Annotated in this window: 23 protein-coding genes; 5 read left to right on the forward strand and 18 right to left on the reverse strand. The window is 63.2% G+C overall.

Going from position 1 to position 25,465, the window contains the following annotated elements; genetic code table 11:
* Positions 1-44: 44 nt before the first annotated feature.
* From RHPLAN_RS00295 to RHPLAN_RS00300, 3 genes are all read right to left on the reverse strand, one after another.
* Positions 45-2,747: a bifunctional acetate--CoA ligase family protein/GNAT family N-acetyltransferase gene (locus tag RHPLAN_RS00295; protein ID WP_068012873.1), complete on the reverse strand. Its 2,703-nt coding sequence runs from the start codon at positions 2,745-2,747 to the stop codon at positions 45-47.
* 940 nt (positions 2,748-3,687) lie between these two features.
* Positions 3,688-3,891 carry a cold-shock protein gene (locus RHPLAN_RS38050; protein WP_084244073.1) on the reverse strand — a complete coding sequence of 68 codons (204 nt, stop codon included), beginning with the start codon at positions 3,889-3,891 and terminating at the stop codon, positions 3,688-3,690.
* A gap of 85 nt (positions 3,892-3,976) precedes the next feature.
* Positions 3,977-4,627: a BON domain-containing protein gene (locus RHPLAN_RS00300; RefSeq protein ID WP_068012875.1), complete on the reverse strand. Its 651-nt coding sequence runs from the start codon at positions 4,625-4,627 to the stop codon at positions 3,977-3,979.
* Between the two features lie 133 nt (positions 4,628-4,760).
* Here RHPLAN_RS00300 and RHPLAN_RS00305 point away from each other — a divergent pair, with 133 nt between their 5' ends.
* Positions 4,761-5,789, forward strand: coding sequence for a Bug family tripartite tricarboxylate transporter substrate binding protein (locus RHPLAN_RS00305; RefSeq protein ID WP_068012876.1), 1,029 nt, complete (start codon positions 4,761-4,763; stop codon positions 5,787-5,789).
* Between the two features lies 1 nt (position 5,790).
* On the opposite strand, the gene RHPLAN_RS38920 is transcribed toward RHPLAN_RS00305, so the two are convergent.
* A complete protein-coding gene (locus RHPLAN_RS38920) occupies positions 5,791-6,105 on the reverse strand; it encodes a hypothetical protein (protein ID WP_157099975.1) in 315 nt (104 codons plus the stop codon).
* Here RHPLAN_RS38920 and RHPLAN_RS00310 point away from each other — a divergent pair.
* Together RHPLAN_RS00310 and RHPLAN_RS00315 are read left to right on the forward strand one after the other, a co-directional pair.
* Complete coding sequence (locus RHPLAN_RS00310) at positions 6,104-7,726, forward strand: ABC-F family ATP-binding cassette domain-containing protein (RefSeq protein ID WP_068012878.1); 1,623 nt, start codon at positions 6,104-6,106, stop codon at positions 7,724-7,726. The two genes, RHPLAN_RS38920 and RHPLAN_RS00310, sit on opposite strands and share 2 nt — an antisense overlap.
* Before the next feature lie 198 nt (positions 7,727-7,924).
* On the forward strand, positions 7,925-8,830 hold the full coding sequence (locus RHPLAN_RS00315; RefSeq protein ID WP_198164663.1) for an acyl-CoA desaturase: 906 nt from the start codon (positions 7,925-7,927) through the stop codon (positions 8,828-8,830).
* Between the two features lie 106 nt (positions 8,831-8,936).
* Here the strand turns inward: RHPLAN_RS00315 and RHPLAN_RS00320 are convergent, their stop codons facing one another.
* The 3 genes from RHPLAN_RS00320 to RHPLAN_RS00330 all read right to left on the reverse strand — a co-directional run bounded on the left by RHPLAN_RS00320 (position 8,937) and on the right by RHPLAN_RS00330 (position 12,648).
* Positions 8,937-9,659: a hypothetical protein gene (locus tag RHPLAN_RS00320; RefSeq protein ID WP_157099976.1), complete on the reverse strand. Its 723-nt coding sequence runs from the start codon at positions 9,657-9,659 to the stop codon at positions 8,937-8,939.
* A 162-nt stretch (positions 9,660-9,821) separates the two neighbouring features.
* Positions 9,822-11,318, reverse strand: coding sequence for a glutamine synthetase family protein (locus tag RHPLAN_RS00325; protein WP_237180013.1), 1,497 nt, complete (start codon positions 11,316-11,318; stop codon positions 9,822-9,824).
* A gap of 13 nt (positions 11,319-11,331) precedes the next feature.
* The gene (locus RHPLAN_RS00330; protein ID WP_068012884.1) at positions 11,332-12,648 is read right to left on the reverse strand and encodes an aromatic ring-hydroxylating dioxygenase subunit alpha; all 1,317 of its coding nucleotides are present in this window, start codon (positions 12,646-12,648) and stop codon (positions 11,332-11,334) included.
* Between the two features lie 135 nt (positions 12,649-12,783).
* Here RHPLAN_RS00330 and RHPLAN_RS00335 point away from each other — a divergent pair, with 135 nt between their 5' ends.
* A complete protein-coding gene (locus RHPLAN_RS00335) occupies positions 12,784-13,584 on the forward strand; it encodes an IclR family transcriptional regulator domain-containing protein (RefSeq protein WP_068012886.1) in 801 nt (266 codons plus the stop codon).
* Between the two features lie 33 nt (positions 13,585-13,617).
* Here RHPLAN_RS00335 and RHPLAN_RS00340 read toward each other — a convergent pair whose 3' ends face one another.
* The 7 genes from RHPLAN_RS00340 to RHPLAN_RS00370 form a co-directional block, all read right to left on the reverse strand.
* A complete protein-coding gene (locus tag RHPLAN_RS00340; RefSeq protein ID WP_068012887.1) occupies positions 13,618-14,466 on the reverse strand; it encodes a helix-turn-helix domain-containing protein in 849 nt (282 codons plus the stop codon).
* A 135-nt stretch (positions 14,467-14,601) separates the two neighbouring features.
* Positions 14,602-14,991: a nuclear transport factor 2 family protein gene (locus RHPLAN_RS00345; RefSeq protein ID WP_068030286.1), complete on the reverse strand. Its 390-nt coding sequence runs from the start codon at positions 14,989-14,991 to the stop codon at positions 14,602-14,604.
* 163 nt (positions 14,992-15,154) lie between these two features.
* Positions 15,155-16,018 (reverse strand): alpha/beta fold hydrolase, encoded by an 864-nt coding sequence (locus RHPLAN_RS00350; RefSeq protein ID WP_068012888.1) that lies wholly within the window; start codon positions 16,016-16,018, stop codon positions 15,155-15,157.
* A gap of 19 nt (positions 16,019-16,037) precedes the next feature.
* On the reverse strand, positions 16,038-16,934 hold the full coding sequence (locus tag RHPLAN_RS00355; protein WP_068012890.1) for a polysaccharide deacetylase family protein: 897 nt from the start codon (positions 16,932-16,934) through the stop codon (positions 16,038-16,040).
* 16 nt (positions 16,935-16,950) lie between these two features.
* Positions 16,951-17,916, reverse strand: coding sequence for a Bug family tripartite tricarboxylate transporter substrate binding protein (locus RHPLAN_RS00360; RefSeq protein WP_157099977.1), 966 nt, complete (start codon positions 17,914-17,916; stop codon positions 16,951-16,953).
* A 79-nt stretch (positions 17,917-17,995) separates the two neighbouring features.
* Positions 17,996-19,171 carry a 4-hydroxybenzoate 3-monooxygenase gene (locus RHPLAN_RS00365; protein WP_068012894.1) on the reverse strand — a complete coding sequence of 392 codons (1,176 nt, stop codon included), beginning with the start codon at positions 19,169-19,171 and terminating at the stop codon, positions 17,996-17,998.
* A gap of 4 nt (positions 19,172-19,175) precedes the next feature.
* Positions 19,176-20,021 (reverse strand): NAD(P)-dependent oxidoreductase, encoded by an 846-nt coding sequence (locus RHPLAN_RS00370; RefSeq protein ID WP_068012897.1) that lies wholly within the window; start codon positions 20,019-20,021, stop codon positions 19,176-19,178.
* A 76-nt stretch (positions 20,022-20,097) separates the two neighbouring features.
* On the opposite strand from RHPLAN_RS00370, the gene RHPLAN_RS00375 reads away from it, so the two are divergent.
* The gene (locus RHPLAN_RS00375) at positions 20,098-21,750 is read left to right on the forward strand and encodes an FAD-dependent oxidoreductase (RefSeq protein WP_068012899.1); all 1,653 of its coding nucleotides are present in this window, start codon (positions 20,098-20,100) and stop codon (positions 21,748-21,750) included.
* Between the two features lie 27 nt (positions 21,751-21,777).
* On the opposite strand, the gene RHPLAN_RS00380 is transcribed toward RHPLAN_RS00375, so the two are convergent.
* The 4 genes from RHPLAN_RS00380 to RHPLAN_RS00395 all read right to left on the reverse strand — a co-directional run bounded on the left by RHPLAN_RS00380 (position 21,778) and on the right by RHPLAN_RS00395 (position 25,313).
* On the reverse strand, positions 21,778-22,131 hold the full coding sequence (locus tag RHPLAN_RS00380) for a hypothetical protein (protein ID WP_157099978.1): 354 nt from the start codon (positions 22,129-22,131) through the stop codon (positions 21,778-21,780).
* A 180-nt stretch (positions 22,132-22,311) separates the two neighbouring features.
* Entirely contained in the window at positions 22,312-23,157 is an 846-nt protein-coding gene (locus RHPLAN_RS00385) for an MBL fold metallo-hydrolase (RefSeq protein ID WP_068012904.1), read from the reverse strand.
* 143 nt (positions 23,158-23,300) lie between these two features.
* Positions 23,301-24,248 carry a hypothetical protein gene (locus RHPLAN_RS00390; RefSeq protein WP_068012905.1) on the reverse strand — a complete coding sequence of 316 codons (948 nt, stop codon included), beginning with the start codon at positions 24,246-24,248 and terminating at the stop codon, positions 23,301-23,303.
* A 63-nt stretch (positions 24,249-24,311) separates the two neighbouring features.
* Positions 24,312-25,313: an adenosine kinase gene (locus RHPLAN_RS00395; RefSeq protein WP_068012907.1), complete on the reverse strand. Its 1,002-nt coding sequence runs from the start codon at positions 25,311-25,313 to the stop codon at positions 24,312-24,314.
* Positions 25,314-25,465 lie beyond the last annotated feature (152 nt).

The raw sequence follows: 25,465 nt of genomic DNA on the forward strand, positions 1-25,465 counted from the left end.
ATCGACGGAAATAGTCGTGCTCGCGATCCGCGCGCCGGTTGATGTTACGCGGTTCTTGCAACCGTTAGCTTGACGGTACGAACCCCCGGTTCGTTCGGGTTATCCGCGACCTCGAACCCGAGTTCGGCGCACATTCGAAGCATGGTGGTATTTTCGGCCAACACATCGCCCTGAATGGTGCGGATGCCCTCGGCTCGCGCATATTCGATCAGGGTCTGCATCAGGAGCCAGCCGATCCCGCGACCCTTGAGATCGGAGCGCACCAGCACGGCATATTCGCCGGTATCGGCGTGGGTCAGCATATGAAGCCGTCCGACCCCAAGCATCTCGCCCGACGCCTCGTCGAGCGCGACGAAGGCCATGGCGCGCGCATAGTCGATCTGGGTGAAGCGTGCGACGAACTTATGAGAAAAGTCTTTCACCGGCGCAAAGAATCGCATCCGCAGGTCGTGCTCGGTCACCCGATCGAGAAACGCCGGATAAATACGCTCGTCGTCGGGGCGCACCGGGCGGATGAAGAGCCGTGTGCCATCCGGCTGCCGGATATGGCGCTCCCATTCTTTGGGGTAGGGCCTGATGGCGAGGCGCTGACGCGCCGATGCGCGGCGGTCGGATTTCGGTGCGAGCTTGGCCACCGCGACGCGGGCGTCGAGCGCGATGACGCCGGTCTCGTCTGCGAGCAGCGGATTGAGGTCCATTTCATTAATTTCGGGGATGTCCGCCACGAGTTGCGCTAGCTTACAGAGCACAAGCCCGACTGCGGTTCGGTCGGCCGCAGGGATGTCGCGATACGATTTCAGGATACGCGAGACCCGCGTCCGCCCGATCAGATCGTCGGCGAGTCTTGGATCGAGCGGTGGCAGCGCCAGGGCCTTGTCGCCGATCACCTCGACCGCGGTGCCTCCGCTGCCAAACACGATCACCGGCCCGAAGGTCGGATCGTCGGCGATGCCGGCAATCAGCTCGCGCGCTCTAGGACGCACGATCATGGGATGGATCGTGACGCCAGTAATGCGGGCATCGGGCTTGGCAGTTCGGGCGCGCTCAAGGATGTCGGCTGTGGCCTCGCGCACGGCCTTCTCGTCGGTGAGGTTGAGCCGCACGCCGCCGATATCCGACTTGTGCACGATGTCGGGTGAGAGAATCTTGGCCGCGACTGCGCCTTGCGCGAGCCAGGGCTTCGCTGCGGCTGCAGCCTCATCGGGATTGCGGGCCAGCGCAACCGGTGTGATCGGAATGGAATAGGCGGCCATCAGCTCGGCGATCTCGATCGGATCAAGCCAGACGCGGCCGGCCGCGAGCGCCCGCTGCACGATGCGCCGGGCGCCTTCCGTGTCACATTTGAAATCGGCCGGCACGCTCGATGGCGCCGCCATCAGCGCGTCCTGACCTTCGCGGTAGCGCACCAAGTGCATAAAGCCGCGCACCGCATCCGCTTCCGATCGGTAGTGCGGGATTTCAGCGGCTTCGAGCGTAGCTTCCGCGGCGCCGCCGTCGCCAACCCATACGCCGAACACCGGCTTTGACGGTGCGGTGTGCCCGCGATGCTGTTCGACCGCTGATACCACGGAAGCGGCGGCCTCGGTGGCGGAGGCGAGCGCGGTCGGCACATTCATCGCCAGCACTGCGTCGTTGGCAGGGTCGGCCAGCAATGCTTCCATGGCGTTGCCATAGCGCGCGGCATCGGCATCGCCCGCGATGTCGACCGGGTTGACCCGCGACCAGATCGGCGGAAGCTTGCCGTCGAGCGCCGCGATCGTCTCCGGCGAAAGCTGCGCGAGCTCGCCGCCAAGATCGATCAGCCGGTCGACGGCCAGCACACCGATACCGCCGCCATTGGTCAGGATCGCGAGCCGCTTTCCCGAAAACGGTCGCACATGACCGAGGGTCTCTGCCGCATCGAACAGCTCGTCGAGGTCGATCACGCGAATGAGCCCTGCCCGCCGGAAGGCCGCATCGTAGACCGCGTCCGAGCCCGCAAGCGCGCCGGTGTGGGTGCGTGCCGCGGCTGCGCCCTGGGCATGGCGGCCAGCCTTGATCACGATCACGGGCTTGACGCGTGCCGCAGCACGCGCTGCCGACATGAACTTCGGCGCGTCCTGAATCGACTCAATGTACAGAACGATCGCGCGCGTTGAGCGATCGGTGGCGAAGTGATCGAGCAGATCGCCGAAATCCACGTCAATCTGATTGCCAATCGAGACAATCCCTGAAAAGCCGATCGAGCGCCGCGCTGCCCATTCGATGAGACCGGCGGCGATCGCGCCCGATTGCGAGATCAAAGCGAGGTCGCCCGGCTGTGGCATATGCGCCGCGAAGCTCGCATCGAGCTTGATGCGCGGCATCTGGATGCCGAGGCAGTTGGGACCAAGGAGCCGCATGCCGTGCTGGCGCGCTGCAGCTGCGCACGCCGCGGCGAGCGAGCCCGGCCCCTGACCGAGACCAGCGGTGATGATGACCGCCGCGCCGATGCCCTTGGCGGCCGCGCCGGCGACGATGTTAGGAACCGTCGGAGGCGGCGACGCGATGATCAGAAGGTCGATGGCCGGCAGAGCGGAGATGTCTTTTACTGCCGCAACGTCTTCGATGTTCGCATATTTCGGGTTGACCAGATGGATGCCACCTTTGAAGCCCGCGATGCGGAGATTTTTCAAGATCTTACGACCGACCGAATGCTCGCGCGGACTCGCGCCGACAACGGCCAAGGAGCGGGGCGACAGTAGACATTCAAGCCGATGGATCGACATGGCGTAGCCCTGAAATCATGCCCAAAAAGCCGCGGCCAGCCCTTTCTTCGTTGCCAAAAGGGAGCTGATGGCAAAGGAGCAGCCGGGAAAACCGCCGGTCAACTTCGAGCGTCAACCGTCAACCGCGTCAACCCAGGTTCTTCGAATCGCGTTAGCGAAGCTGCGAGTGGTCAGGTGCGGCGGATCCCCGCGCCCAGGAAGGATCGTGTCACAACCACGGGCAGCGGCCACATTCGCAGCCGCGGAGACGATTACGCCGCCGCGTGCCTTTGGAGCCTGTCCGGAGTTCATGCATGTTGTGGCAGAAACGACCGAAGATCCGTTCTGCTCGGATCAGTAATCGGAGCTACACTGATACCCCAATCTGATGCCGACCCGCGCATATCCTTAAGCACAGTCTTGACTGCGGTGTCCGGCCCATCGGCCTCCACGTCAACAATCGATTGCAGACAGTGGAACGGGTGCCCGTCGGAGCTCAGAAGATCCTTGAACAATTTGACCTGGTACCGAGCCATATTCTCCTCCTTCGATCCACGCTTCAGAGGGCTTCCATGGGTGTTCGCAGCCGCAGGCTGCGCAACGCATCGGGGTAGCGATGTCGGGGAGACTGGCAAAGTTCACCATTGCGGTGGTGATGCCGGTGCGTGCCGGCCGGCCAGTCTTTGAACATTGCGCCCAGATGCCCCTCATTGGTACCAAATAACATCCGTTGCCGAGTTGGCTATTGCGCAGGATCAAACGCTACAAAACATGGCGCACCCGCACTGGCATGCTTGTTCTGGATGGGACATTCTCAACTGCGCGCGAAAGGAGGGACCATGGATCGGTTCATCCCGCGGGAAAAAATCAGGCATTTCCACCACATGCTCTTGTCGGACCTCCGGCCGACAGCAGCAAACGATCGTGGATACGATGCCAGGGAAGCAACGAGCCTGGGCCGCTATCTTACTTTCAAATTGTCCGCCGATTCCTTGCCTCGGTTAGAGGTGATTTCGTAAGAAACTTTGGCACCTTCGTTGAGTGTGCTGAGCCCTGCGCGCTCGACAGCCGAAATGTGCACAAACACGTCCTTGCCGCCGCCGTCCGGCTGGATAAATCCGTAGCCCTTCGTCGGGTTGAACCACTTCACTGTCCCTGTAGGCACCTTCGGTCTCCTATATTGTCCGCAAATGCGCAGAATACTGCGACGATCCGCCGTTCAAAGATTCCATGAGATGGGTTCGGCCTAGTCAGGAAATTCGCAGACGATCCTCAACTGATCTCACGCCGGGCGCAGACCAAGCCGCGTTCTCGACTGCTTGCCGCTCGCTCCAATTCTCGACCGTGCCCTCAAGCAGAACGACACCCTTATCGCGAACGCTGACGCGGATTGCAGCTGCCTCGACATGGGCATGCCGTTCTAGCGCGTCTTCGATAAGCTTTTTGATGTTATCCGCCTTTAACTTCGGCTGGATTGCAATATCGTTGGTCACACCGCGAACGCCAGACAGTTTGCGTACGGCATTCTCGGCGGCCTTCTTTTGAAGATACCACTCGACTTGGCCGCCGAGTGTGATCCAGCCATCGCGAATAGTAACGTCAACGGAACCGCTGGGAACCGAAACATCCCATTCGAGTATGTCTACTGCACGCTTGGCAATCTCGTCGTCTGCCGATTTCTTGTTGGCTGGATATCGCACTTCGATCTCATCGGCGACCGCCAGAACTCCTCTAACGCGTTGTGCAGCCTCCACGGCGCTTGTTTTCTCCGGATAGTTTTTGACGTACCCGGTCAGAGTAATGACCCCAGCGTCCGCCGTGACGCCAATATGCGCAGCGTCTATGGTCGGGTCGAACTCAAGCTCATCCAGCACATTTTGTCGGAGTTGAAGATCGCTCATGGCTCATCTCCTGTGATTGGCCGATATATATATATATATATATCGAATTCTGAATTTGATGCAGCCCAACACTCAGTCACTGTTTCAGGAGCTAAGTGTGCTTTCATAAAAGCATTCCGGGAGGAGGCCTTCGATGAGCATTCTTCGCAAGACCACGCGCGGCGGCGTGGCCCGAAACATTTTGAGCGGTTCGATTAGTTTAGCAGCATGCTTGCTGGGCTGGACGACATTAATGTCAACCGCGCAGGCACAAAGTGCCGACAGATATCCCGAGCGTCCGGTCCGGCTGGTTGTTCCATTCGCAGCGGGCGGCGCCACCGACGTCCTGGCGCGGCTCATCAGCCACAAACTCTCGACGGCGCTGGGCCAGCAGATCGTGGTGGAGAACCGCCCTGGCGTGAATGGCAATCTTGGTACCGATGCGGTCGCGAAAAGCGCACCAGACGGCTACGTGCTCGTTTTGGTGGCTGACGGCACGGTAGCGATCAACCCGAGCCTCTATTCGAAGCTACCTTACAATCCGGAAAAGGATCTGGTTCCGATTTCGCGCGTCGCGTTGCTTTCGCTAATCCTCGTCGCGCATCCCTCGCTCAAGGCTGATTCCCTTCAGGAGCTGATCGCGCTCGGTAAGGCCCCCTCTTCCAACCTGTACTTCTCCTCTGCCGGGCCGGGCAGCACTGGGCACTTGGCCGGTGAGCTATTGAAGAGCCGTACCGGAATGCACATGACGCATGTCGCCTATAAAGGCGGCGGACAGGCGGTCAACGACGTGGTTTCCGGCCAGGTCCCGCTGCTGGTGACCGGGCTCTCCACCGCGGGCCCCTTCATCAGTGGGAAGCAGCTCAAGGCAATCGCTGTCACGGCTGGAAAACGGTCCGCCGGCGCCCCCACCGTACCGACCATCGCGGAAAGCGGCGTCGAGGGCTTCGACGTTGCATCCTGGTACGCCGTCATGGCTCCTGCCGGCACACCTCAAACAATCGTCGAGAAGCTTCATCGTGAGATCGTCAAGGCGCTGCAGGATCCTGAACTGAAAGCCACAATGCAAACGATAGGCGCCGAGCCGATTGGTGACACTCCGGCGGAGTTTGCCGAGGTGCTGCACGAGGATCTGGCCCGGTGGAAGCGCGTCGTGCACGAGGCCAACATCAAGTTCGAGTAGCTTATGCATTGCCCGACCGCCGAATTGTTGGCCCGATCGGGCCGAAGAGTATTTCTCGGTTGATGGCGGCAAGAAACTTCGCCGGAGAAACTCGCCGCGTGAAGACCGGAAGTTGGTCGAGGAAGTCGAGCGACGATACAAGACTCTCAATTTGCCAGAGGATCGCGATTTTGGCGTCAACTGGACGGGCGGGCGACCATTCCTGCCATACAGCAAGAGATTCTCGATTTTTCGGCTTGCGACCGCAGAACGCTCTTCCGTAAGCCGCCTGACATGGCATAAGGGCGCCGAACTTTTCCAGTCCCCCGGTTCCCATGATCCGTCTCGACAACATCAGCAAGCAGAACGGCCACCAGCTCCTCTTCATCGAGGCTTCGGCGGCGCTCAACAAAGGCGAGAAGACCGGCCTGGTCGGCCCGAACGGCTCCGGTAAGACCACGCTGTTCCGCATGATCACCGGCCAGGAGCAGCCCGACGAGGGCCAGGTCGCGGTCGATCGCGGCGTCACCATCGGCTATTTCAGCCAGGACGTCGGCGAAATGTCCGGGCGCAGCGCCGTGGCCGAGGTGATGGACGGCGCGGGCCCCGTGAGCAGCGTCGCAGCCGAGCTCAAGGAGCTCGAAGCCGCCATGGCCGATCCGGACCGCGCCGACGAGATGGACGACATCATCGTGCGCTACGGCGAGGTGCAGGGCCGCTTCGAGGAGCTTGGCGGCTATGCGCTGGAAGGCCGCGCCCGCGAGGTGCTGGCGGGATTGAGCTTCAGCCAGGAGATGATGGACGGCGATGTCGGCGCGCTGTCGGGCGGCTGGAAGATGCGCGTGGCGCTGGCGCGCATTCTCCTGATGCGGCCGGACGTGATGCTGCTCGACGAGCCGAGCAACCATCTCGATCTCGAAAGCCTGATCTGGCTGGAGCAGTTCCTCAAGGACTACGACGGCGCACTGCTGATGACCTCGCACGACCGCGAGTTCATGAACCGCATCGTCACCAAGGTGGTGGAGATCGACGGCGGCACCCTCACGGCCTATTCGGGGAACTACGAATTCTACGAACAACAACGTGCCTTGAACGAAAAGCAGCAGCAGGCGCAGTTCGAACGCCAGCAGGCCATGCTCGCGAAAGAGATCAAGTTCATCGAGCGCTTCAAGGCGCGGGCGTCGCATGCCGCGCAGGTGCAGAGCCGGGTCAAGAAGCTCGAGAAGATCGAGCGGGTCGAGCCACCGCGGCGGCGCCAGACCGTGCAGTTCGAGTTCCCGCCGGCGCCGCGTTCGGGCGAGGACGTGGTCAGCCTGAAGCGGGTGCACAAGCGCTACGGCAGCAAGACCATCTATGACGGCTTCGACCTGGTGGTGCGCCGCCGCGAGCGCTGGTGCGTGATGGGGGTCAACGGCGCCGGCAAGTCGACGCTCCTGAAGCTCGTCGCCGGCACCACCGAGCCCGATGACGGAGCCGTGGCGGTCGGTGGCAGCGTCAAGATGGGCTACTTCGCCCAGCACGCCATGGACCTGCTCGACGGCGACAGCACAGTGTTCGAATGGCTGGAGGACTCGTTTCCGCAGGCCGGCCAGGGCTCGCTGCGCGCGCTCGCCGGCGCTTTCGGTTTCTCGGGCGACGACGTCGAAAAGCGCTGCCGCGTGCTTTCCGGCGGCGAGAAAGCACGGCTGGTGATGGCCAAGATGCTCTACGATCCGCCGAATTTCCTGGTGCTGGACGAGCCGACCAACCACCTCGACATGGCGACAAAAGAGATGCTGATCACCGCGCTCGCGGACTACGAGGGCACCATGCTGTTCGTGTCCCACGACCGGCATTTCCTGGCGGCGCTGTCAAATCGCGTGCTGGAGCTGACGCCCGAAGGCGTGCATCAGTTCGGCGGCGGCTACACGCAATATGTCGAGCGCACCGGCCACGAGGCGCCGGGCTTGAGGAGCTGAGCCTGCGGAGCTGAGCCTGGCTGAGAAAATTCCGGCGGCTGGCTTGCGATCATCGTGGCCGGATGTGGAACCGCGTGAGCGGCAGGTTCCTTCCTGGAAAATCTCCAATTTCCGAAAGCGCGTCAATTTGCGGTTTGCTCCACGCAGCGATTTCAGATTCTCTCCAGCGTTGCATGACGTTTGGAAGAGGAACAGCGGGTGCAGTTGAAGTTGTCGGCCGTGAACTGGCGGAATACGCTGTTCTTTCTTTTCATCCATTTGATCGCGCTGCTGGCTTTTGTTCCATGGTTCTTCAGCTGGGCCGGTGTCGCGCTGTGCGCGGTCGGAATCGTCCTTTTTGGAACCGTGGGCCTGAGCATCGGCTATCATCGGCTGTTCACCCATCGGGGCTTCACGTGCCCGCGTTGGCTCGAGCGCACCATCGCGATCCTGGGCTGCTGCTGCGGAGAGGAAGCACCTGCCTTCTGGGTCGCAGTGCACCGCCGGCATCATCACCATTCCGACGATGACCACGACCCGCACAGCCCGGTGAGCGGATTCTTCTGGGCGCACGTCGGCTGGCTTCTGGCGAAGGATCCGGAACTCAACCGGTACACGGTGATCGATCGCTACGCCCGGGATCTCAGGCGCGATCCGTTTCATGCGTTGCTGATCCAGCACGACACCTGGATCGTATTTTTCTTTCTGTCATGGGCGCTGTTCTTCTTGTCGGGCCTGAGCGCCGGCCTCCTGCTGGGATGGAGTTGGGAAAGCGCGATCCAGCTTGGATGGAGTCTGCTGATCTGGGGCGGCGCCCTGCGCACCGTGGTCGTCTGGCACCAGACCTGGTTCGTGAACTCCGCCGCGCATATCTGGGGCTATCGGAACTACGAGACCAAGGATTCCAGCCGAAACAACATCTGGGCTGGAATTTTCTGTAACGGCGACGGCTGGCACAACAATCACCATGCCGACCCGAACTCCGCGATGCACGGCCACAAGTGGTGGGAAATCGATTTGTCCTGGACGATCATCCGATCGTTGATGATCGTAGGCCTCGCCCGGGATGTCGTGTTGCCGTCATCGACGTCGGTTCGCGAGATCGCCTCGGTCGAAAAGGTTTGATTGAGAGATCACGCGATCGTCCTGCGGGACGCACTCGACGGACAAACAAAACGCGCGCCGACACGGAGCGGCGCGCGTTTCCAGTTTCGAGAGACGTTTCTCGTTTTTAGCAGTTGGTCGCGCGATACCAAGTCCAGCCATACGGAAGGTAGGTTGTATGGCAGCCCTCACCGGATCCCTCGCCATCGCTGTCGACGGCGTAAGACGGCCCGGTCTGAGTGCAGCCGCCGCCGGTGCACGCTGTCGGGCCATAGCCGTAGTAACCGCCATATCCGTATCCGGAGTTGCGGTAATAGCTGCCGTAGCCGTAGCTGTAACCACGGAGGTACGGGTGGCTGTGATAGCCACCGTAGCCGCCGCCGTAGTTGTAGCGATTGCGGTCATATCCGATGATGGAATAGCCGCCCGAGTAGCCCGCTGAATAGCAGCCGCTCACACAACGGCTGACGCCGTAATCGTCGTCACCATTGAAGAGGTCGTCGTACGCGCCCTTCACGTAGTAGACGGCGCGATAGGCCGGGCTGACGTAGTGCCGGCGCGAATAGCGCGGGCCATCATCATAAGAACGATGGTAGCTGGAACTGCGATACAGCGAACCGCTGTAGCTCCGATCAACACGATAGCGGTCGCGGTAAGACCACACGCGAGTGTGTCTGCCGCCAAGGTAGCCATCACGGCGGTAACGGTCCCCGCGATAGCCATCGTCCCGATAAACGTGATGGCCATCGCCGTAACCGCCGCACTTGCTGTAGCAACCGGCCGACACCGACGTCGACGCGCCGAACGACAGCGCTGCCGACGCGATCAACGCATACACAACTCTACGCATGACACGCCCTCATGGATTCCTCACCAGACGAAGCCAAAGCCTAGCGCGGATCCCAGTCGGGGTTAACCATATATGTATCTGTAATTACGACTAAATCTGCCCTATTGAGGCACAGTTCCGGTTCAAAATGAAACACCTTGGCAGCGCCCGTCCGCGCGGCGTTCAAGCCAGATCGAAATATTCCTTTTGCTCCCAACCGGTCACCTCGCTGGCGTTGGCGGACTGGCCGGAGGTCTCGGCGTCGCAGCGCGCGATCTCGGCTTCCTTGAGGCGCGCGTAGTAATCGACAAACGCATCGCCAAAGCCCGCGCGAAAACACGCGCTGTCCTTCAGCGCCGCAACCGCCTCGGCGAGCGACTTCGGCAACGGCTCGGCCTTGATCTCGTAAGGCGCGTCGGCTGAAGGGCCGGGCGTGAGCTTTCTCGCAACACCATCGAGGCCCGCGTGAATCTGCGACGCCATATAGAGATACGGATTGGCAAGCGGCTCGCCGATCCGGTTCTCCAGATGCGTCGACGGATCGCCGGGCGCGCCGAGCACGCGCACCATCACGCCGCGATTGTCGTTGGCCCAGATCGCCTGGATCGGCGCCATCGAGTTGACGCCGTGATAGCGCTTGTAGCCGTTGATGGTCGGCGTCGCGAACGCTGCGGCGGCGCGCGCGTGCGCAATCAGACCCGCGAGATAATGATGGCCGAGCGGCGACAGCAGTTCGGTCTTGTCATGCGACACGAACAGATTCTTGTTCGACTTCGCATCGAGCAATGACTGGTGCAGATGCCAGCCGTTGGCGAAGGAATGCGGCAAGCCGGGACGGCACATCAGGCTCGCGAGATAGCCGTGCCGCCGTGCCACCTGCTTTAGCGCGCTGCGGAACAGCACCATGGTGTCGGCGGCTTCAAGACCGGGCAGCGGCGCGAAGGTGAATTCGTATTGGCTCGGCCCAAGCTCGACTTCGAGCGAACGCAGCGGCATGCCGAGCGCTTGCATCGTCTTGCGCAGGATTTCGAGAATCGGATCGACCTGATCGAAGCGATTCTCGGTGAGATATTGAAAGCCATGGGTGGTGTGCTCGACCACGGGCGCTTCGGGCTGCCAGGTCAGTGTGTCGGGCGACAGCTTCGGGTCGATGATTTTGACGAGCTGAAATTCGACTTCGAGGCCTGCGAAAAAGCCGAAGCCCTGCTTGGCGAGCCTGCCCAGCGCGTCGCGGTAGCGCGCGCGGGTGCAGAACGGCACCGGCTTGCCGTTGGTGAAATAGTTGTCGCACAGCACCCAGCCGGTCTTGTTGGCCCAGGGCAGCACGCGGAACGTTGCCGGATCGGCCACCATGGTGAAGTTGCCGGCGCCCGACATCTCGTCGACACCCATGCCACCGCCGGCTGTGAACACCTTGAACACCGTGCGGTGCGAGGTGTCTTTCGCGAGTAGCGTCGATGTCATCGCGACGCCCGCGCGCATCGCACTCGCGGCTTCCGACGCAACGAGAGTCTTGCCGCGCAGCACGCCGTGCTGATCGCAGAACGCGAAGCGGACGATTTCGAGCTTCTCGCGCGCGATGGTGCGCTCGACAGCGGCCGCCGCGCGACGCTGCTCGGCGGTCCAGAGATCGTGCCGGTCGACGAAGCCCAGAGCCGGTTTGGATTTGCGCTGAGCCATCGACAGTTCGCGACTAGTTTCCGTTAGCCCAGCTTGCGGCTTTGCGCTTGCTGAGATCGGTCTTCTGCCAGTAGCCCTGCCAGTCGTCGGCCGGACCGATGCCGTCGATCGCGGCAGGACCGGTGAGCTTCGGCGCGCTCGCCGGATCGAGCACCATCAGCGGCTTGCCGCCGTTCTTGGTGTCCTCGATCGCCTGACGGAGGAGGCGCCGGTAGGCCGTGATCGCCTTATCGGACTGGCCGAGATGCTCCTTGGTGCGATCCTGGATCGCGCCCATCGACTCGCAAGCCCACTGGTCGTGCACGTTGATGTCGGCGCCCATGCCCGTGTAGGTCTCGTGCTCCTGCTCGTGCGGATCGAAACCGTAGTCGTTGCTCTTGTTCTTGCGCGGAACGTAATCTGGCAGTTCGTAGAGCGCGAGGCGCTGGCGGCGCATCTCGTCCTTGTTCACCGGCGCGCCGAAGCTCGTGAAGATTGCGTACCAGTAGTGCTTGTTGTCGTCGCTCGGAACGTGCCACTGCGTGATCGTCATTTCCCGGCTCATCGGGATGATGAATGCATTCGGGAACATCAGGTTGGTGACGCGCACATGCGCGCTGCGATCGCTGATCTGGCGCAGCGTGATGACGCGGAAGCCGTAGTCGGTCTGCTCGACTTCGATCGTCGGGCGCGGAAACTCGCGCATGATCTTGGTCATCGGCATGTCGGAGTCGATCGAGGTGTCGCGGAACAGCTTTCCGTAACCCTCCTTCGGATCCTCGTCGTGGAAGAAGCGATGCAGGAACGAGGTGTGCGCCGGGTCGATGCCGACTTCGAGGGATTGCAGCCAGTTGCATTCGATCTGGCCTTTGAAAGCGAAGGTGTGGCTGTCCGGCGCGACGAAGCAGTCGAAATGCGGAAACTCGGGCGGCTCTCCCGGACCCATATAGGCGAACAGGATGCCGCTCCGCTCCACCACCGGGTAGGCCTTCTGCTTGATATTGGCGCAGAGGTTCGAGCCGTCCGGCTCGGCCGGGGTTTCGAGGCACTTGCCGGTGATGTCGAACAGCCAGCCGTGGAAGGCGCAGCGCAGTCCGCCGCCCTCCAGGCGGCCGTAGGCGAGGTCTGTGCCGCGATGAGGGCAGCCGCGCTCGACGAGGCCGTAACGGCCCTTTTCGTCACGGAACAGCACCAGGTTCTCGCCGAGAAGCTTCACGGGCTTGATCGGACGGTTGGTGCCGCTGAGTTCATCGACCAGCGCCACCGGTTGCCAGTAGCGGCGCAGAAGCCCTCCGGCCGAGGTGCCGGGACCGACGCGGGTGATGAGATCGTTCTGTTCCTGGCTGAGCATGGCGGGCGCTCCCTGGCGCTCTCAGGCGCCGCTTGGCTTTGACCTTACCGCGATCGCGGGCTATGGTTGTTCGCTGACCGAACGAATGTTCGAATTAGAGCAAGCCGAACGAACGATTGCAACGGGGCAGCCACGATGCCGCGCGTCAAACGATCGGAAGCCGAGCAGGATATCGTCAACTCCGCGGGGCCGGAGTTTCTCGAAGCGCTGGCGCGGGGCTTGCGCGTGCTCGAAGCGTTCGGCCGCGACCGGCGACAGCTCACCTTGAGCGACGCCGCGCGTGCGGTCGATCTGCCCCGCGCCTCGGTGCGGCGCACGCTGCACACGCTGGTGCAGCTTGGCTACGCCGAGACCGACGGCCGCATGTTCCGCCTGACGCCGCGCGTGCTGACGCTCGCCGGCAGCTATCTGCTGTCGAATCCGCTCTCGGAGATCCTCCAGCCCGCAGTCGAAAAGATCAGCGCCGAGGTCAAGGACGTGTGCTCGACCGCAGTGCTCGACGGCGACGACGTCGTGATGATCGCCCACGCCTCACCGAAACGCCTGATGGAGGTGAGCGCGCAGATCGGTTTCCGGATTCCGGCGCACGCGAGTTCGCTCGGCCGCGTGATCCTGGCCGCGCTCGATGACCGCGCCCTGGACAAGCATCTCGCGGGCATCAAGCCCACCAAGCTCACGCCGACGACCGTCACCGACAAAAGCGAAATCCGCAAGGCGATCCTGAAGTCCCGCAACGACGGCTATTCGCTGGTCGATCAGGAGGTCGAACTGGGCTTCCGCTCGATCTCGGTGCCGCTGCGACGGCTCGACGGCAAGGTGGTGGCCGCGCTGAACATCGGCATCCACACCGAACGCGGCACGCCGTCGATGATGCTGAAGACGTTTCTGCCGGTGCTGACCGAGGCGTCGAATCGCCTGCAGCGGCAGTTGATTTGAGGTGTGCACTCAGTCCGGGGCCACTCGCACTTTTCAGTGGTGCACGGATCGGCGGGCGGCATGAGCCAGGATGAAGCGGCCATGTCCCGCTTCGGTCGCATCATCAGCGGGGAACATGCATTCGAGCCGCAGCTCTTCCGCGGTGACCGTCTGCGGAGTTCCCACCGTTGTGATCATCGAGAAGTAGTTCAACCTCTCGCCGTCTTTCACGAAGGTCAGCGGAATCATCGGCATGACGTCGTTTGGCGATGGCGTGCGCCATTCCGGCTTCACGCCGGAGTACTGCGACAGCTCTGCAAGAAGCGCGTTCGTTTTTTCATCCATGACGTGGCCGAGCGCTTCCCGATACACGCGCGCCAGCAATCCGCGCGCCGTCTCCGACCAATTCGCGATGAAGGGACGCATTCCGACCGGATCGAACATGACGTGCAGCAGATTCCGCGGGCTCGGCCGTGCCGCCATATCGATGAAGCAATTGAACAACCGCGGGGCCGCTTCGTTTGTCATCAACACGTTCCAATGCCGGTCCATGACGATTGCCGGAAATGGCTCGTGCTGACGCAGCATCCGTTGCAACGCGCTGGTAATGCTTTTCATGACGGGCGCATCGAGACCTTGATCGGAATAGAGTGGCGCGTAGCCTGCGGCCACGAGCAGTGCATTTCTTTCGCGAAGCGGGATTTCGAGGGCCTGCGCAAGGTCGAGCAGCATCTGGCGGCTCGGAACGCTGCGGCCGCTTTCGACAAAGCTGATATGCTTCTGCGAGACGCCCGCGTCAAACGACAGATCCAGTTGTGTCTTGCCGCGCACATCCCGCCATTGACGCAGAAGAACACCCGCTGGGTTCGAGGCTGTTTTGCGATCGCCGGCCGTGGCTCTCATTGTCGACCGATCCCTTCGTTGTCAGTCTGCTGCCTTTGGCAGCGCTCCTCGCCGGCAAAGGCGGAGCGCCTCGGATCATACGATGTCTTGATCCGAGGCAATGTTACGCTCACTGGCGGGGCTCGGACGGACCGATTAGCCGAAAGACACCGGTCCCACGGCGCCCACCCACTGGCGGACCTTTGTCTGGTCCTTTTCATCCATGTAGAAGAAATGGGTCATCGCGGGATGAACCGTCGGAGCCGATTGATCGTCGGGTGTCATGTCCACGACACCGCGGAACACTTTCAGAAAGCCCGCATCCCAATATTCGGTGACGTGATGCAGCGCCGTAAACCCGGTGTCGATGAACGCCTTAAGGTTGGCGCGGATCGCTTCGCGACCCCTCCAATCTGCAACGCCGAGATTGCAGACGGCATCCTCCGTGAAGCAGTCGAACCCCTTCCCGAAGGTTTTGTCGTCGATGTCCTTCCACATGTCGAGGAGCCACCGCGGCGGTTCCTTCTTCGTGAACGTGACCTGCATTTTTCTCTCCTGGATTTTGCCGATGTTCATCAGCGGCTGGCACAAGCGATTGACGCTCGTGCGCGGATGATCAGGAGAATAGTCACGCAGCGACTTGGCTCAATTACATGCCAGGTAATAGGCCAGAACACCTCGGGCTGAGAATGGCCCAATGATGGCAGAATTATTTCCGATACGACCTCGGATCGCGCGCCGGCCAGCGTCCCGCTTCCACGCGCGCGATGAAATCCGCCACCGCCTCGTTGAACAGCGCCGGCTCCTCCTGGTTCACCACGTGGCCGGTCTTGGGCATCACCAGGAGACCCGACGTCGGCACCCATTGCTTGAGCAGGAAACTCGGCTCGAGGCACGGCTCGTCCTCGTCGCCCACGACGATCAGCATCGGCACCGTGATCTTCCGGATGCGGTCCTCGAAATCGTAGATCGACGGCCGCTCGGCCTGGAAGCCGCGCATGGTGTTGCCGGAGCCGAGCGAGTCATGCTCGGAGAACATCCGGTTGAACTCCGCGAAGCCGCGCGGATCCTTGACCTCGAACGGGATGCGTGCGGGGCTCAGCCCATAGGTCTTCACCACCTCGGGCGAGCCTTTGGCGATGAACTCGTCGGCGAGCATCTTCGAATGCCTGCGGAATTCTTCCGTCTGCGCACGCTCGGAGCCCGAGCCTGCGCCGGCCGCGACCAGCGACAGCGCGCGCTGCGGATAATCGAGCCCGATCTGGATCACGGTGTAGCCGCCCATCGACAGGCCGACGACATGCGCCTTGTCGATCTTCAGATGATCGAGCACCGCGATCGCATCGGCCGACCAGTGCTTGTAGCTGTAATCCATCGAGTCCTTCGGCACGTCGGAAGGCTTGTAGCCGCGCGCCGAGTAGGTGATGCAGCGATGCCGCCGCGACAGGAACCGCATCTGCGGCTCCCAGTTGCGATAGTCGCCGGCGAACTCATGGCAGAACAGGATCGGCGAGCCGCGGCCCGCCTCCTCGTAATAGAGCTTTACGCCGTCTTTCGTGGTCGCGGTGGGCATGCGGTCCTCAACGTCTCTCTCAGCGTTTTTTGGCGGCGGCGTCGGCGAAATACCGGCTCTGATAGGTGTGCTCGTCGACGTCCTGCTTCAGCGCCCAGTCGGCCAGCTCCTGGTGCGTGGCGAACCACACATCGCGCGACTTCTGCATGTGCTTGAACAGCTCGGTCAGCACCGCGGTGATCAGCGGCCGGCCGCCAAACTGGCAATGGATCACCAGCGTCTGCAACCCGATGGTCTCGTGCTCGCGCAGATAATCGAACAGGCCGCGATGCACGTCGAACAGGTCGCGCGATGACGCGCGCAGCACGCGGTTGTCGGAAAAATCGGTCGTGGGCACGCCCGCGATGGGCCCATGCGGCGTGTGAATCTTGATCGGCAGATCGGCGTAGGTGACGTCGCAGGTCCAATAGAGCCCGTTCTGCTTGAGAAGCCCCGCGGTCTCCGGCGTGAACGCCACCACCGGACTGCCCCAGCCGGTGACCTTCTTGCCGGCGCAGCCTTGCAGCATGTCGACGCTCTTGCGGATCAGCTTGTCCTGCTCCTCCGGCGTGAAATAGGACGGCAGGTCGTCCTGGGTGTAGGAGTGCGCCGCGATGTCGAAGCCGGATTTCGCGATCTGCTTCACCGCGTCGGGATAGACTTCCGTACAGCGCGCGTTGACGAAGAACGTCGCGGGCACGCCGTGCCGCTCGAAGGTGCGCATCAGCCGCCACACGCCGACGCGGCCGCCGTAAGTTGACCAGGCCTTGGCGGCGTGATCGACCGTGCCCTTCTTCAGATGCGTGGTCTGCACCGAATAGTTCGGCGCGCTGTCCTCGGGCCAGGTCTCGAACATCACCGTCACCGACACGGCGACCTTCTTGCCGTTCGGCCATGTCAGGGATTTCGGCTTTTTGGCCGCTGCCTTGCTCGCCATGTGGTGCTGCTCCGTCCTAATCGACCTGAGGGATTCCCATCGCGGGAATGAGCTCCCGCCAACGCTTGGTGTCGTCCGCCATGAAGCGGATGAATTTGTCGCCGGGCCGGTAGTCCACCGCCAGCCCGAGCTTGGCGAGCTTGTCCTGGAAAGCCTGTTGCTTGACGATTATTGCAAGCTCGCGATTGATCCGCGTCACAATCTCAGGTGACAGTCCAGGCGGACCGACCAATCCGAACCAGGTATCCATGCGCACGTCCGGCAACCCCACCTCCGCGGTGGTCGGCACGTCGGGCAGCATCGGATGACGGCTCGGGCCGGTCTGCGCCAGTATCTTCAGCTTGCCGCCGTCGGCAACACGCGTCGAAGCGAGCCCCATCGACACCATCTCGATCTGGCCCGCGATCGCGTCGGTCGCGGCCTGGGCACCGCCGCGATACGGCACGTGCACGAAATTCCCGCCGGACTTGAGCTTCAGCATCTCGACCGCGATGTGCAGCACGCCGCCGGTGCCGCCGCTGCCGTAGCGCACGCCGCCCGCATGGCTTTTCGAATAGGCGACCAGCTCCTGGAGCGTGTTGACCGGAACCGCAGGATTGACCGCGAACACGGTCCACGACGTCACCGCCAGCGCGATCGGCGTGAAGTCCTTGATCGGATCGAAGCGATAGCTCTTTTTCAGAAACGGCAGCATCGTCGCTTCGGACGTGTTGACCATCAGCGTGTAGCCGTCGGCCGGCGAGTTCCGGAGCTGCTCGACCGCGATCATGGTGGCGCCGCCGGGGCGCGTATCGACCACGAGGCTTTGGCCGAGCCGGTCACCGAGCTCCTGGCCGATCAGACGGCCGAGGACGTCAACGAGGCTGCCCGGCGGCGTGTGAATCAGAAGACGGATCGGGCGCGACGGATAGTCATCCGCGACGGCCGGGGCGGCAGCGCACGCGACCAAAGCCGCGACAGCGAGCATGCGAATGCAACGCAACGGCCACCTCCCTGCCAGGCAAGGGCTTAGCCATGCCTGTTTTTCTTTTTTGCCAGGATGGGCAGGAGCCGCGGAGCCGTCAATCCTCCTCGAACGGCAGGCCGACGTAGTTTTCCGCAATGGTGGTCCGCGCCGCGACCGAGCCCGCGATGTATTCGAGCTCGGCCTGCTGCACCTGGCGCTCGAACGGCGTGTGCGCCTCGAAGCGATGCAGCAGCGAGGTCATGTAGCTGGAATAACGAACGCCCTTCCACACCCGTTTCAGACACGTGCCGGAATAGCGATCGAGCCGCGCGCTCGAACCGATGCGGAAAAATTCGATGAGCGCCCGTGACAGCACGCGGATATCGGCGGCCGCGAGGTTGAGGCCCTTGGCGCCGGTCGGCGGCACGATGTGCACCGCATCGCCCGCAAGATACAGCCGGCCGTAATTCATCGGCGCGGCCACATAAGCGCGGCAGGGCGTCACGCCTTTCTGCAGGATCGGACCTTCGGCCAGTTCGCCGCTCTTGGCATAAAGCCGGGTTTGCAGTTCGTCCCAGATGCGGCGGTCGGACCAGCCGGCGAGGTCTTCGTCGATCGCACATTGCACATAGAGGCGCGCGAGCTTCGGCGAGCGGCGGCTGGCAAGCGAAAACCCGCGCTCGTGGTTGGAATAGCTCATCTCCGGAAACGGTTTCGTCTCCGCGAGGATGCCGAGCCAGCCGAACGGGAAAATGCGGTCGTAGACCGTCAGAAGGTGCTCGGGGATCGCCGGACGGCAGATGCCGTGGAAGCCGTCGCAACCCGCGATGAAGTCACATTCGAGCGTCTTGGCCTGCCCATCATGGTTGAAATGAACGATCGGGCGGTCCGTGGTGAGGCCTTCGAGATGCGAAGCTTCGGCCTCGAACAGGATCGGGACGCCGCGCGAAAGCCCGGCCGCGATCAGGTCCTTCACCACCTCCTGCTGGCCGTAGACCGTCACGATCCGGCCTGGCGTGAGCTTCGGCATGTCGATGTGAATGATGCCACCGTTGAAGCGGATATCGAGGAGCTTATCGGGCATGCCTTCGCGGCGGAGCCGATCCGCCGCACCAAGCTCCTCCATGAGCTTGGTGGTGCCGTCCTCCAGCACGCCGGCGCGGACGCGGTTTTCGACGTAGTCGCGGCTGCGCGATTCCAGCACCACGCAGTCGATGCCGGCGCGTTGCAGGAGCAGCGCCAGGAACAATCCCGCAGGACCGGCGCCGACGATCCCGACCTGGGTTCGCATCGGCCTACTGCTTCGGCTTGAGGAATGTCCGGAGCGCGTCGGTCTCTTGATTCTCGCCTTCGACGTCGGCGGCCATGCGCCGGTAGAAATCCGCAAAGGCGAGATACATCTGCTTCGCCTGCGGGTCCTCGCCGACGAAATCGGCGATCTCCTCCATCTCGCCGACAAAGCGATAGGCCTTGTCGAACATCTCCGGCACCGCGCGGGTGAAGTTCTGCATGAAGTACGGATGGCTGCGTTCGAGCTGGGCGCGCAGCTCCTCGCCGACGCCGCCACGCATTGAGGCGAGCATCATCATCGAGCCTAGCGCGGTGATGCCCTTGGTGATGCCGGCATAGGACATCTTCACGGCGGACGCCGCGCCGACCGGACCTTCGACCACGCGCAGATTGAGGCCGAAATCGCCGAGCGGCACGAGCTTCGCCGAATCCGGCCCCGACACGATCAGCACCGGCCCATTCGAACCGGGCTTGGGCGGCAGCCCGATGATGCCCACATCGACGAACGGCGAACCGGCCCTGGTGATGATCTCACCGACCTGCACCTTGGTCGGCGGGCTGACCGCATTGCAGTCCACATAGATCGGCTTGTGATTGCTGGCCGAAATCATCGCCGCCATCTTCTCGGCCAGCGGCAGCGCGTCGCTCGGCGGCAGGATCGAGAGGAACACATCGGCCTTGGCGCACTCGGCATCCGATACCGCAACCATGCCGGCCGCGGCGGCGCGCTTGGCGCTCCCTTCGCTCCGGCCGGCGAGCGACGTCACCACCTTGAGGCCGCGTTCCACCAGCCTGCCACCGATGCCGGCGCCCATGGCGCCCTGCGCAATCACCGCAACTGTCGGATTCATGATGTCATTCCCTTGAACTCATACCTGTCTTCGGCTTGGTGGCTATTATAGCCGCCACGAGCGACCGGGGAATTGCGTGAGCGAAGGACAGGACTGCGACGTCATCATCATCGGGGGCGGGCCATGCGGGCTGATGCTCTCAATCGAGCTCGGCCGCCGCGGCATCTCGACCATCCTGCTGGAGGAGCGCACCGTGCCATCGCGGTTTCCCTCCGCCAACGCCACCCAGGCCCGAACCATGGAGCACTACCGGCGGCTCGGCTTCGCCGAAAAGGTGCGCGCCGAGGGCCTGCCGCCGGACTATCCCACCGACATCGCCTATTTCACCCGCTACACCAAGCATGAGCTCGCCCGCTTCAGCCTGCCGTCGGCGCGCGCCGCGCGCGAGATGGTGAAGACGCTGTCCGGTTCCTGGAGCGCGGCCGAGCTGCCGCACCGGGTGTCGCAGATCTTCGTCGAGGACGTGCTGCGGGCGGAAGCGGCCGCCTGCCCGACCGTCTCGCTGCGGCCCGGCTGGCGCATGACCGCGATCCGCGACAACGGCACCGGCGTCGAGGTCGATGCCGAAAGCAACGGCCAGAGCGCCACGCTGCGCGGCGCCTATACGGTCGCGGCCGACGGCGGCGGCAGCCCGACGCGGAAAATGCTCGGCATCAACTACGAGGGCGAAAGCGGTGCGGTGCGCGACTTCATGGGCGGGCGGATGTTCGCCATCCATTTCCGCGCGCCCAAGCTCTACGACGTGCTGCCGCATGCCCGCGCCTGGATGTACTGGGCGATCAACCACCACCGCCGTGCCTTCATGGCCGCGGTCAACGGCCGCGACGAATTCACTTTCCACACCCAGATCCAGCCCGGCATCCGCGCCAGCGAGATTTCCGATGCGCAGGCCGTCGCGATGTTCCACGAAGGCTTCGCGGCTCCGCTCGACATCGAGATCATCGGCCGCTCGAGCTGGAACGCCGGCTTCACGCTGGTCGCCGACAAGTTCCAGCGCGGCCGTATCCTGCTCGGCGGCGACGCCGTGCATCTGTTCACCCCGACCGGCGGGCTTGGCTACAACACCGCGGTCGAGGACGCGGTCAATCTCGGCTGGAAGCTCTCGGCCGTGCTCAAAGGCTGGGGCGGCGCAGGACTGCTCGAAACCTATGAAGCGGAACGCAAGGCCATCGCCAAGCGAAACACCACTTACGCCCGCGGCTTTGCCGATTCGGTCGGGCTGTTTGCCTTGCCGCTGGAGGTGGAGAACGACGGCCCGGAGGGCGACGCGGCCCGCAAGCTCACCGGCGACCACTACAATCACCACGCCCGCTTCGAGTTCAACATCCCGGGCATCACCTTCGGCGGCCGCTACGATGGCTCGCCGATCATCGTCGGCGATGGCACCGCGCCACCGCCGGACTCGCCGAACGCTTATGTGCCGACCGGCTGCCCCGGCGGCCGCGCGCCGCATCTCTGGCTCGACGATGGCCGCTCGCTCTACGACGCCCTGGGATTCGAGTTCACGCTGCTGGTCTTGAACCAAAACGCCGCAGGGGCGGAGAAATTCCGCCAGGCTGCGGATGGGCAGAACATCCCGCTGACGGTCGTTGCGGTGACGGCTGACGGCGCCCGCGAACTCTACGGCGCGGACCTCGCGCTGATTCGGCCCGACCAGATCGTGGCCTGGCGCGGCAATATATCAGCCGACGCCGCCAAGGTGCTGCGCCAAGCGACCGGACACAAATGACCGGTCATCTGAACGGTTGATCGAGATCTAAGTCCGCGCCGCGGCGGCCGACATCCGGCGCCAAACCATCTGGCGCTGCTCGCGGATCGCGCCCAGCGTCACCCGGGCGTCGCCGAGCGTGGCGGTCGGCCAGAAGCGGTATTCCAATTCGCCGGTCGAATAGCGCGAGCGCAACCGCAGGAACAGGAACTTGCGGCGCACCTTGCCGGGCTTGAGGAAAGCCGAGATCGACTGGGCGATATTCTGCGAGCAACCGAAGGCGAGTTGCTCTCGGTCGGAAGCCCGACAAATCTCATAAACGCCGGCCCCGATCGGCGCCTGGATATAGTCGCCGAAGTAATCGTCAGGAAAGGATTTCCACTGCGTCCAACGGTCACTCATGGCCATTCGCTCTGGACAATTTCTGCATCAAGCAGCCGCAAAAATAAACGCGACGCGATGCCACCACAGTACGCTTCTTGGATGAATGACTTACGTCACACTTCACGCCGAAACCAACGCGGCAATAACACTAGTTCGCGCGATAGAAAAGCGACGAGTGATAAAATGTTTTAGAAATCTTCAATAAGTCCGGCCGGGCAGAACCAGAAGCTTCGGCTTGTCCGGCAGCGTGGCTTTCGACACCACGACCGAAGACACCTCGCTCATCTCGACCTGCACTGACTTCTCACCCAGCATATCCACAAAGCGGCGCAGTGAGTACGTGCTGAAATAGTGCATCGGGATCATCAGCGGTGCCTTCAGCGCATGCAGCACTTCGGCCATGCCCTCGAAATCCAGCGTCACGCCGCCATCCACCGGCACCATGACGGCATCGATCCGGCCGATTTCGTCGAGCTGCTGCTGGTTCAGCGTGTGGTGCAGATGGCCCAGGTGAGCGATGCACAGATTGGCAATTTCAAAGATAAAAATTGAATTGCCGTGACGTTCGGTCTGGCCGCCCCAGCTCCGGATGTTGGTCGGCACGTTCCGCACCCGGACGTCGCGGAACTGGACGTCATGCCGTGCCGGCTGGTCCGGGCTTGGTCCCCAGCCGCGCAGCACATGGGCAATGCCGGGATCGGGATTGTCCGTGTAGTGGGTGGAATGGGCGTGGTTCATGGTCGCGATGTCAGGAAGCACGCGCGGCTTCACGTAATCGTTGTAATCGGTCGCGATCTTCACGCCGCCCGGGCTTTCGATCAGGAACGTCGAATGGCCGACATAGCTGATGCGAACCTGGTCGGAGGCCAGCGAAGCGGGCTGGAAGGCGGCGGGCTTTGCCAGCGGCAGCCCGTTGGCCACGAGCCCCGGGCAGTTGTCCCGCATCTCCGGCTTGGCCTGTGGCGGCGCCGGCTGGGCAGCCACGCCGGCCGTAAGCAGCCCAAGCCAAGACAACGCGACGAGAACCGTGCGAACTCCGACCATCGCAATGCTCCATTCCGCCCGGCAGCGTGGTCCGAATCTGGCACGGAATTCGGGCGCGCGTCACTGCGGCACAGATCACGACAACGCGAAGGGCGGCTCCATGCCGGGAGCCGCCCTCGTTTCGTCGCGCATCTGACGGTCGATCAGTACCGGTAAGGGAAGTAGGGCGACGGCTGCGGCAGGCGCCGCGGCTCGGCCGACGCCAGGATGGTGCCGTTCTTGGCCACCACCAGGACATGGCCGTTCTCGCGCTTGATGGTTTCGACCTTGCCCAAGCCGGGCAGGTTCGAGCCCGGACCGACCTCGAACAGCGTGCCGTTGCGGCTCTCGACAACGGCGCGGCCCTGATAGAAGTCGACCAGCCGCCAGCCTTCGGCGACCGGCGGGCGGGCGTCTTCCTTGCGGATCGAGCCCGTGATGTCCGGATTGGCGGCTGCGACCGCGACCGGTGCCGGCGGCGGTGCCGCGGCAGCCTGCTGCTGCTTTTTTTCCAGGCGGTCGACGGTTTCGGTGATCTTGGCAATCTTGGCGGCGGGCTCGGCCTGGGCCTTCTCGGCGCGGTCGATGCGCTCACTCAGCTTGCCCACCTGGCTCGTCGTCGTGCGCTGGGCGTTGCTCAGCGCGGTCTTGAGCGTCGTCACTTCGCTGGTGAGCTGCGCCACCGTCGCCTTGAGCGCGTGGGTTTCGCTGGCAGCCTGGGCCGTGGCCTCCGACGTGTCAGGCCGCAGCGAGGAAAGCGCCGCGGCGCCCGCAATCGCGCCGACCGCGACCGCAAGCACGATGCCGGCGGCGAGCGGCGCGTAGCGCGGCATGCGCCAGCGCGATGAATTGATGACGGTGGCTTCGGTGATCTCGGGCTCTGCCTCGTCGGCGGTAAAGCGCTCGCCTGCCGAAAAGTCCGGGGCGCGGAGGGGGACGATCAAGGTGCCGGATTTGACGGTCGATGCCACGTGCTTCGACCCGCCGTCGGCGCCCTCGGCTGCCGCTTGAGCGTCAGCCTGGCCCTCAGCGTGGGCTTCGTTCGCCTTAAGGTCGCCGGACGCAGACGTCGCGTCCGCAGCATTCGCTTCGGTATCCTCTGGGTTGGCCATGGATGGAAATCCCGGTTGGTTTAACCAACCGGTAACCGGGACTTGCTTACCACCCGGTTAATTTCAGACCGGCAGGCCACCCTGCTGCGCGAGTTCCTTCAGCGAAACCTCGGGCCGGGCGCCCATGTGCTGGATCACCTCGGCCGCCGCAATCGCGCCGAGCTGCCCCGCGGTCTTGTGGTCGCGGCTCCGGGCCAGTCCGAACAGGAAGCCCGCCGCGAACAGGTCGCCCGCGCCGGTGGCGTCGACGAGCTTTTCGATCGGCGCCGCCGGAACCGAGATCATGTCGCTCTTGCTGACCACGACACAGCCCTTCTCGCTCCGCGTCACCACGGCCAGCTTGGCGTCGCCGCGCAGCGCCTTCACGGCGGTATCGAAATCCGCCGTCTGGTAGAGGCTGGTCAGTTCGCGCTCGTTGGCGAACACCAGATCGACCGTGCCGGTCTTGATCAGGTCGACGAATTCGGCGCGGTAGCGATCGACGCAAAACGCGTCCGACAATGTCAGCGCCACCTTGCGGCCGGCCTCGTGCGCGATCTTGGCGGCCTTGCGGAACGCTTCCTTGGCGTGCGGCGGATCCCACAGATAGCCTTCGAGATAGGTGATCGCCGAGGCCGCGATCATCTCCGGATCGACATCGGCCGGGTGCAGGTCCTGCGCGGCGCCGAGATAGGTGTTCATGGTGCGCTCGCCGTCCGGCGTGACCAGCACGTAGCAGCGCGCCGTCGAGGGACCGTCGGCGGCCGGCGGCGTCGTGAACGCCACGCCCGACGCACGGATGTCGTGCGCGAAGGCGCGGCCCAGCTCGTCGTCCTTGACCTTGCCGATGAAGGCCGCGCGGGCCCCGAAGCCCGCCACACCGACGATGGTGTTGGCGGCCGAGCCACCCGAGGTTTCCACCGCCGGACCCATGGCGTCGTAAATCGCTTCCGCGCGCGGCTCGTCGATCAACGCCATGCCGCCTTTGTTCATTTTCTGCTTCACGAGGAAGTCGTCCTCGGCGCGCGCAATCACGTCGACGATGGCGTTGCCGATACCGAGCACGTCGTAACGAAGGTCGGGCATGGAAAAGCTCTCTGTTTTGGGTCGGCGGCACTATAACGGCCGAACTCCCGGCGGCAACCTTGCATCCGCCCCACGGCCTTTCCCATTTCGTGGGCGCCGTCCCGCTTGCCAGAAGCCTTGCATAGCCCTGGACATTGTGGGATTTGGCGCGC

Origin of the sequence: Rhodoplanes sp. Z2-YC6860, assembly GCF_001579845.1 — a bacterium.
Taxonomy (GTDB): domain Bacteria; phylum Pseudomonadota; class Alphaproteobacteria; order Rhizobiales; family Xanthobacteraceae; genus Z2-YC6860.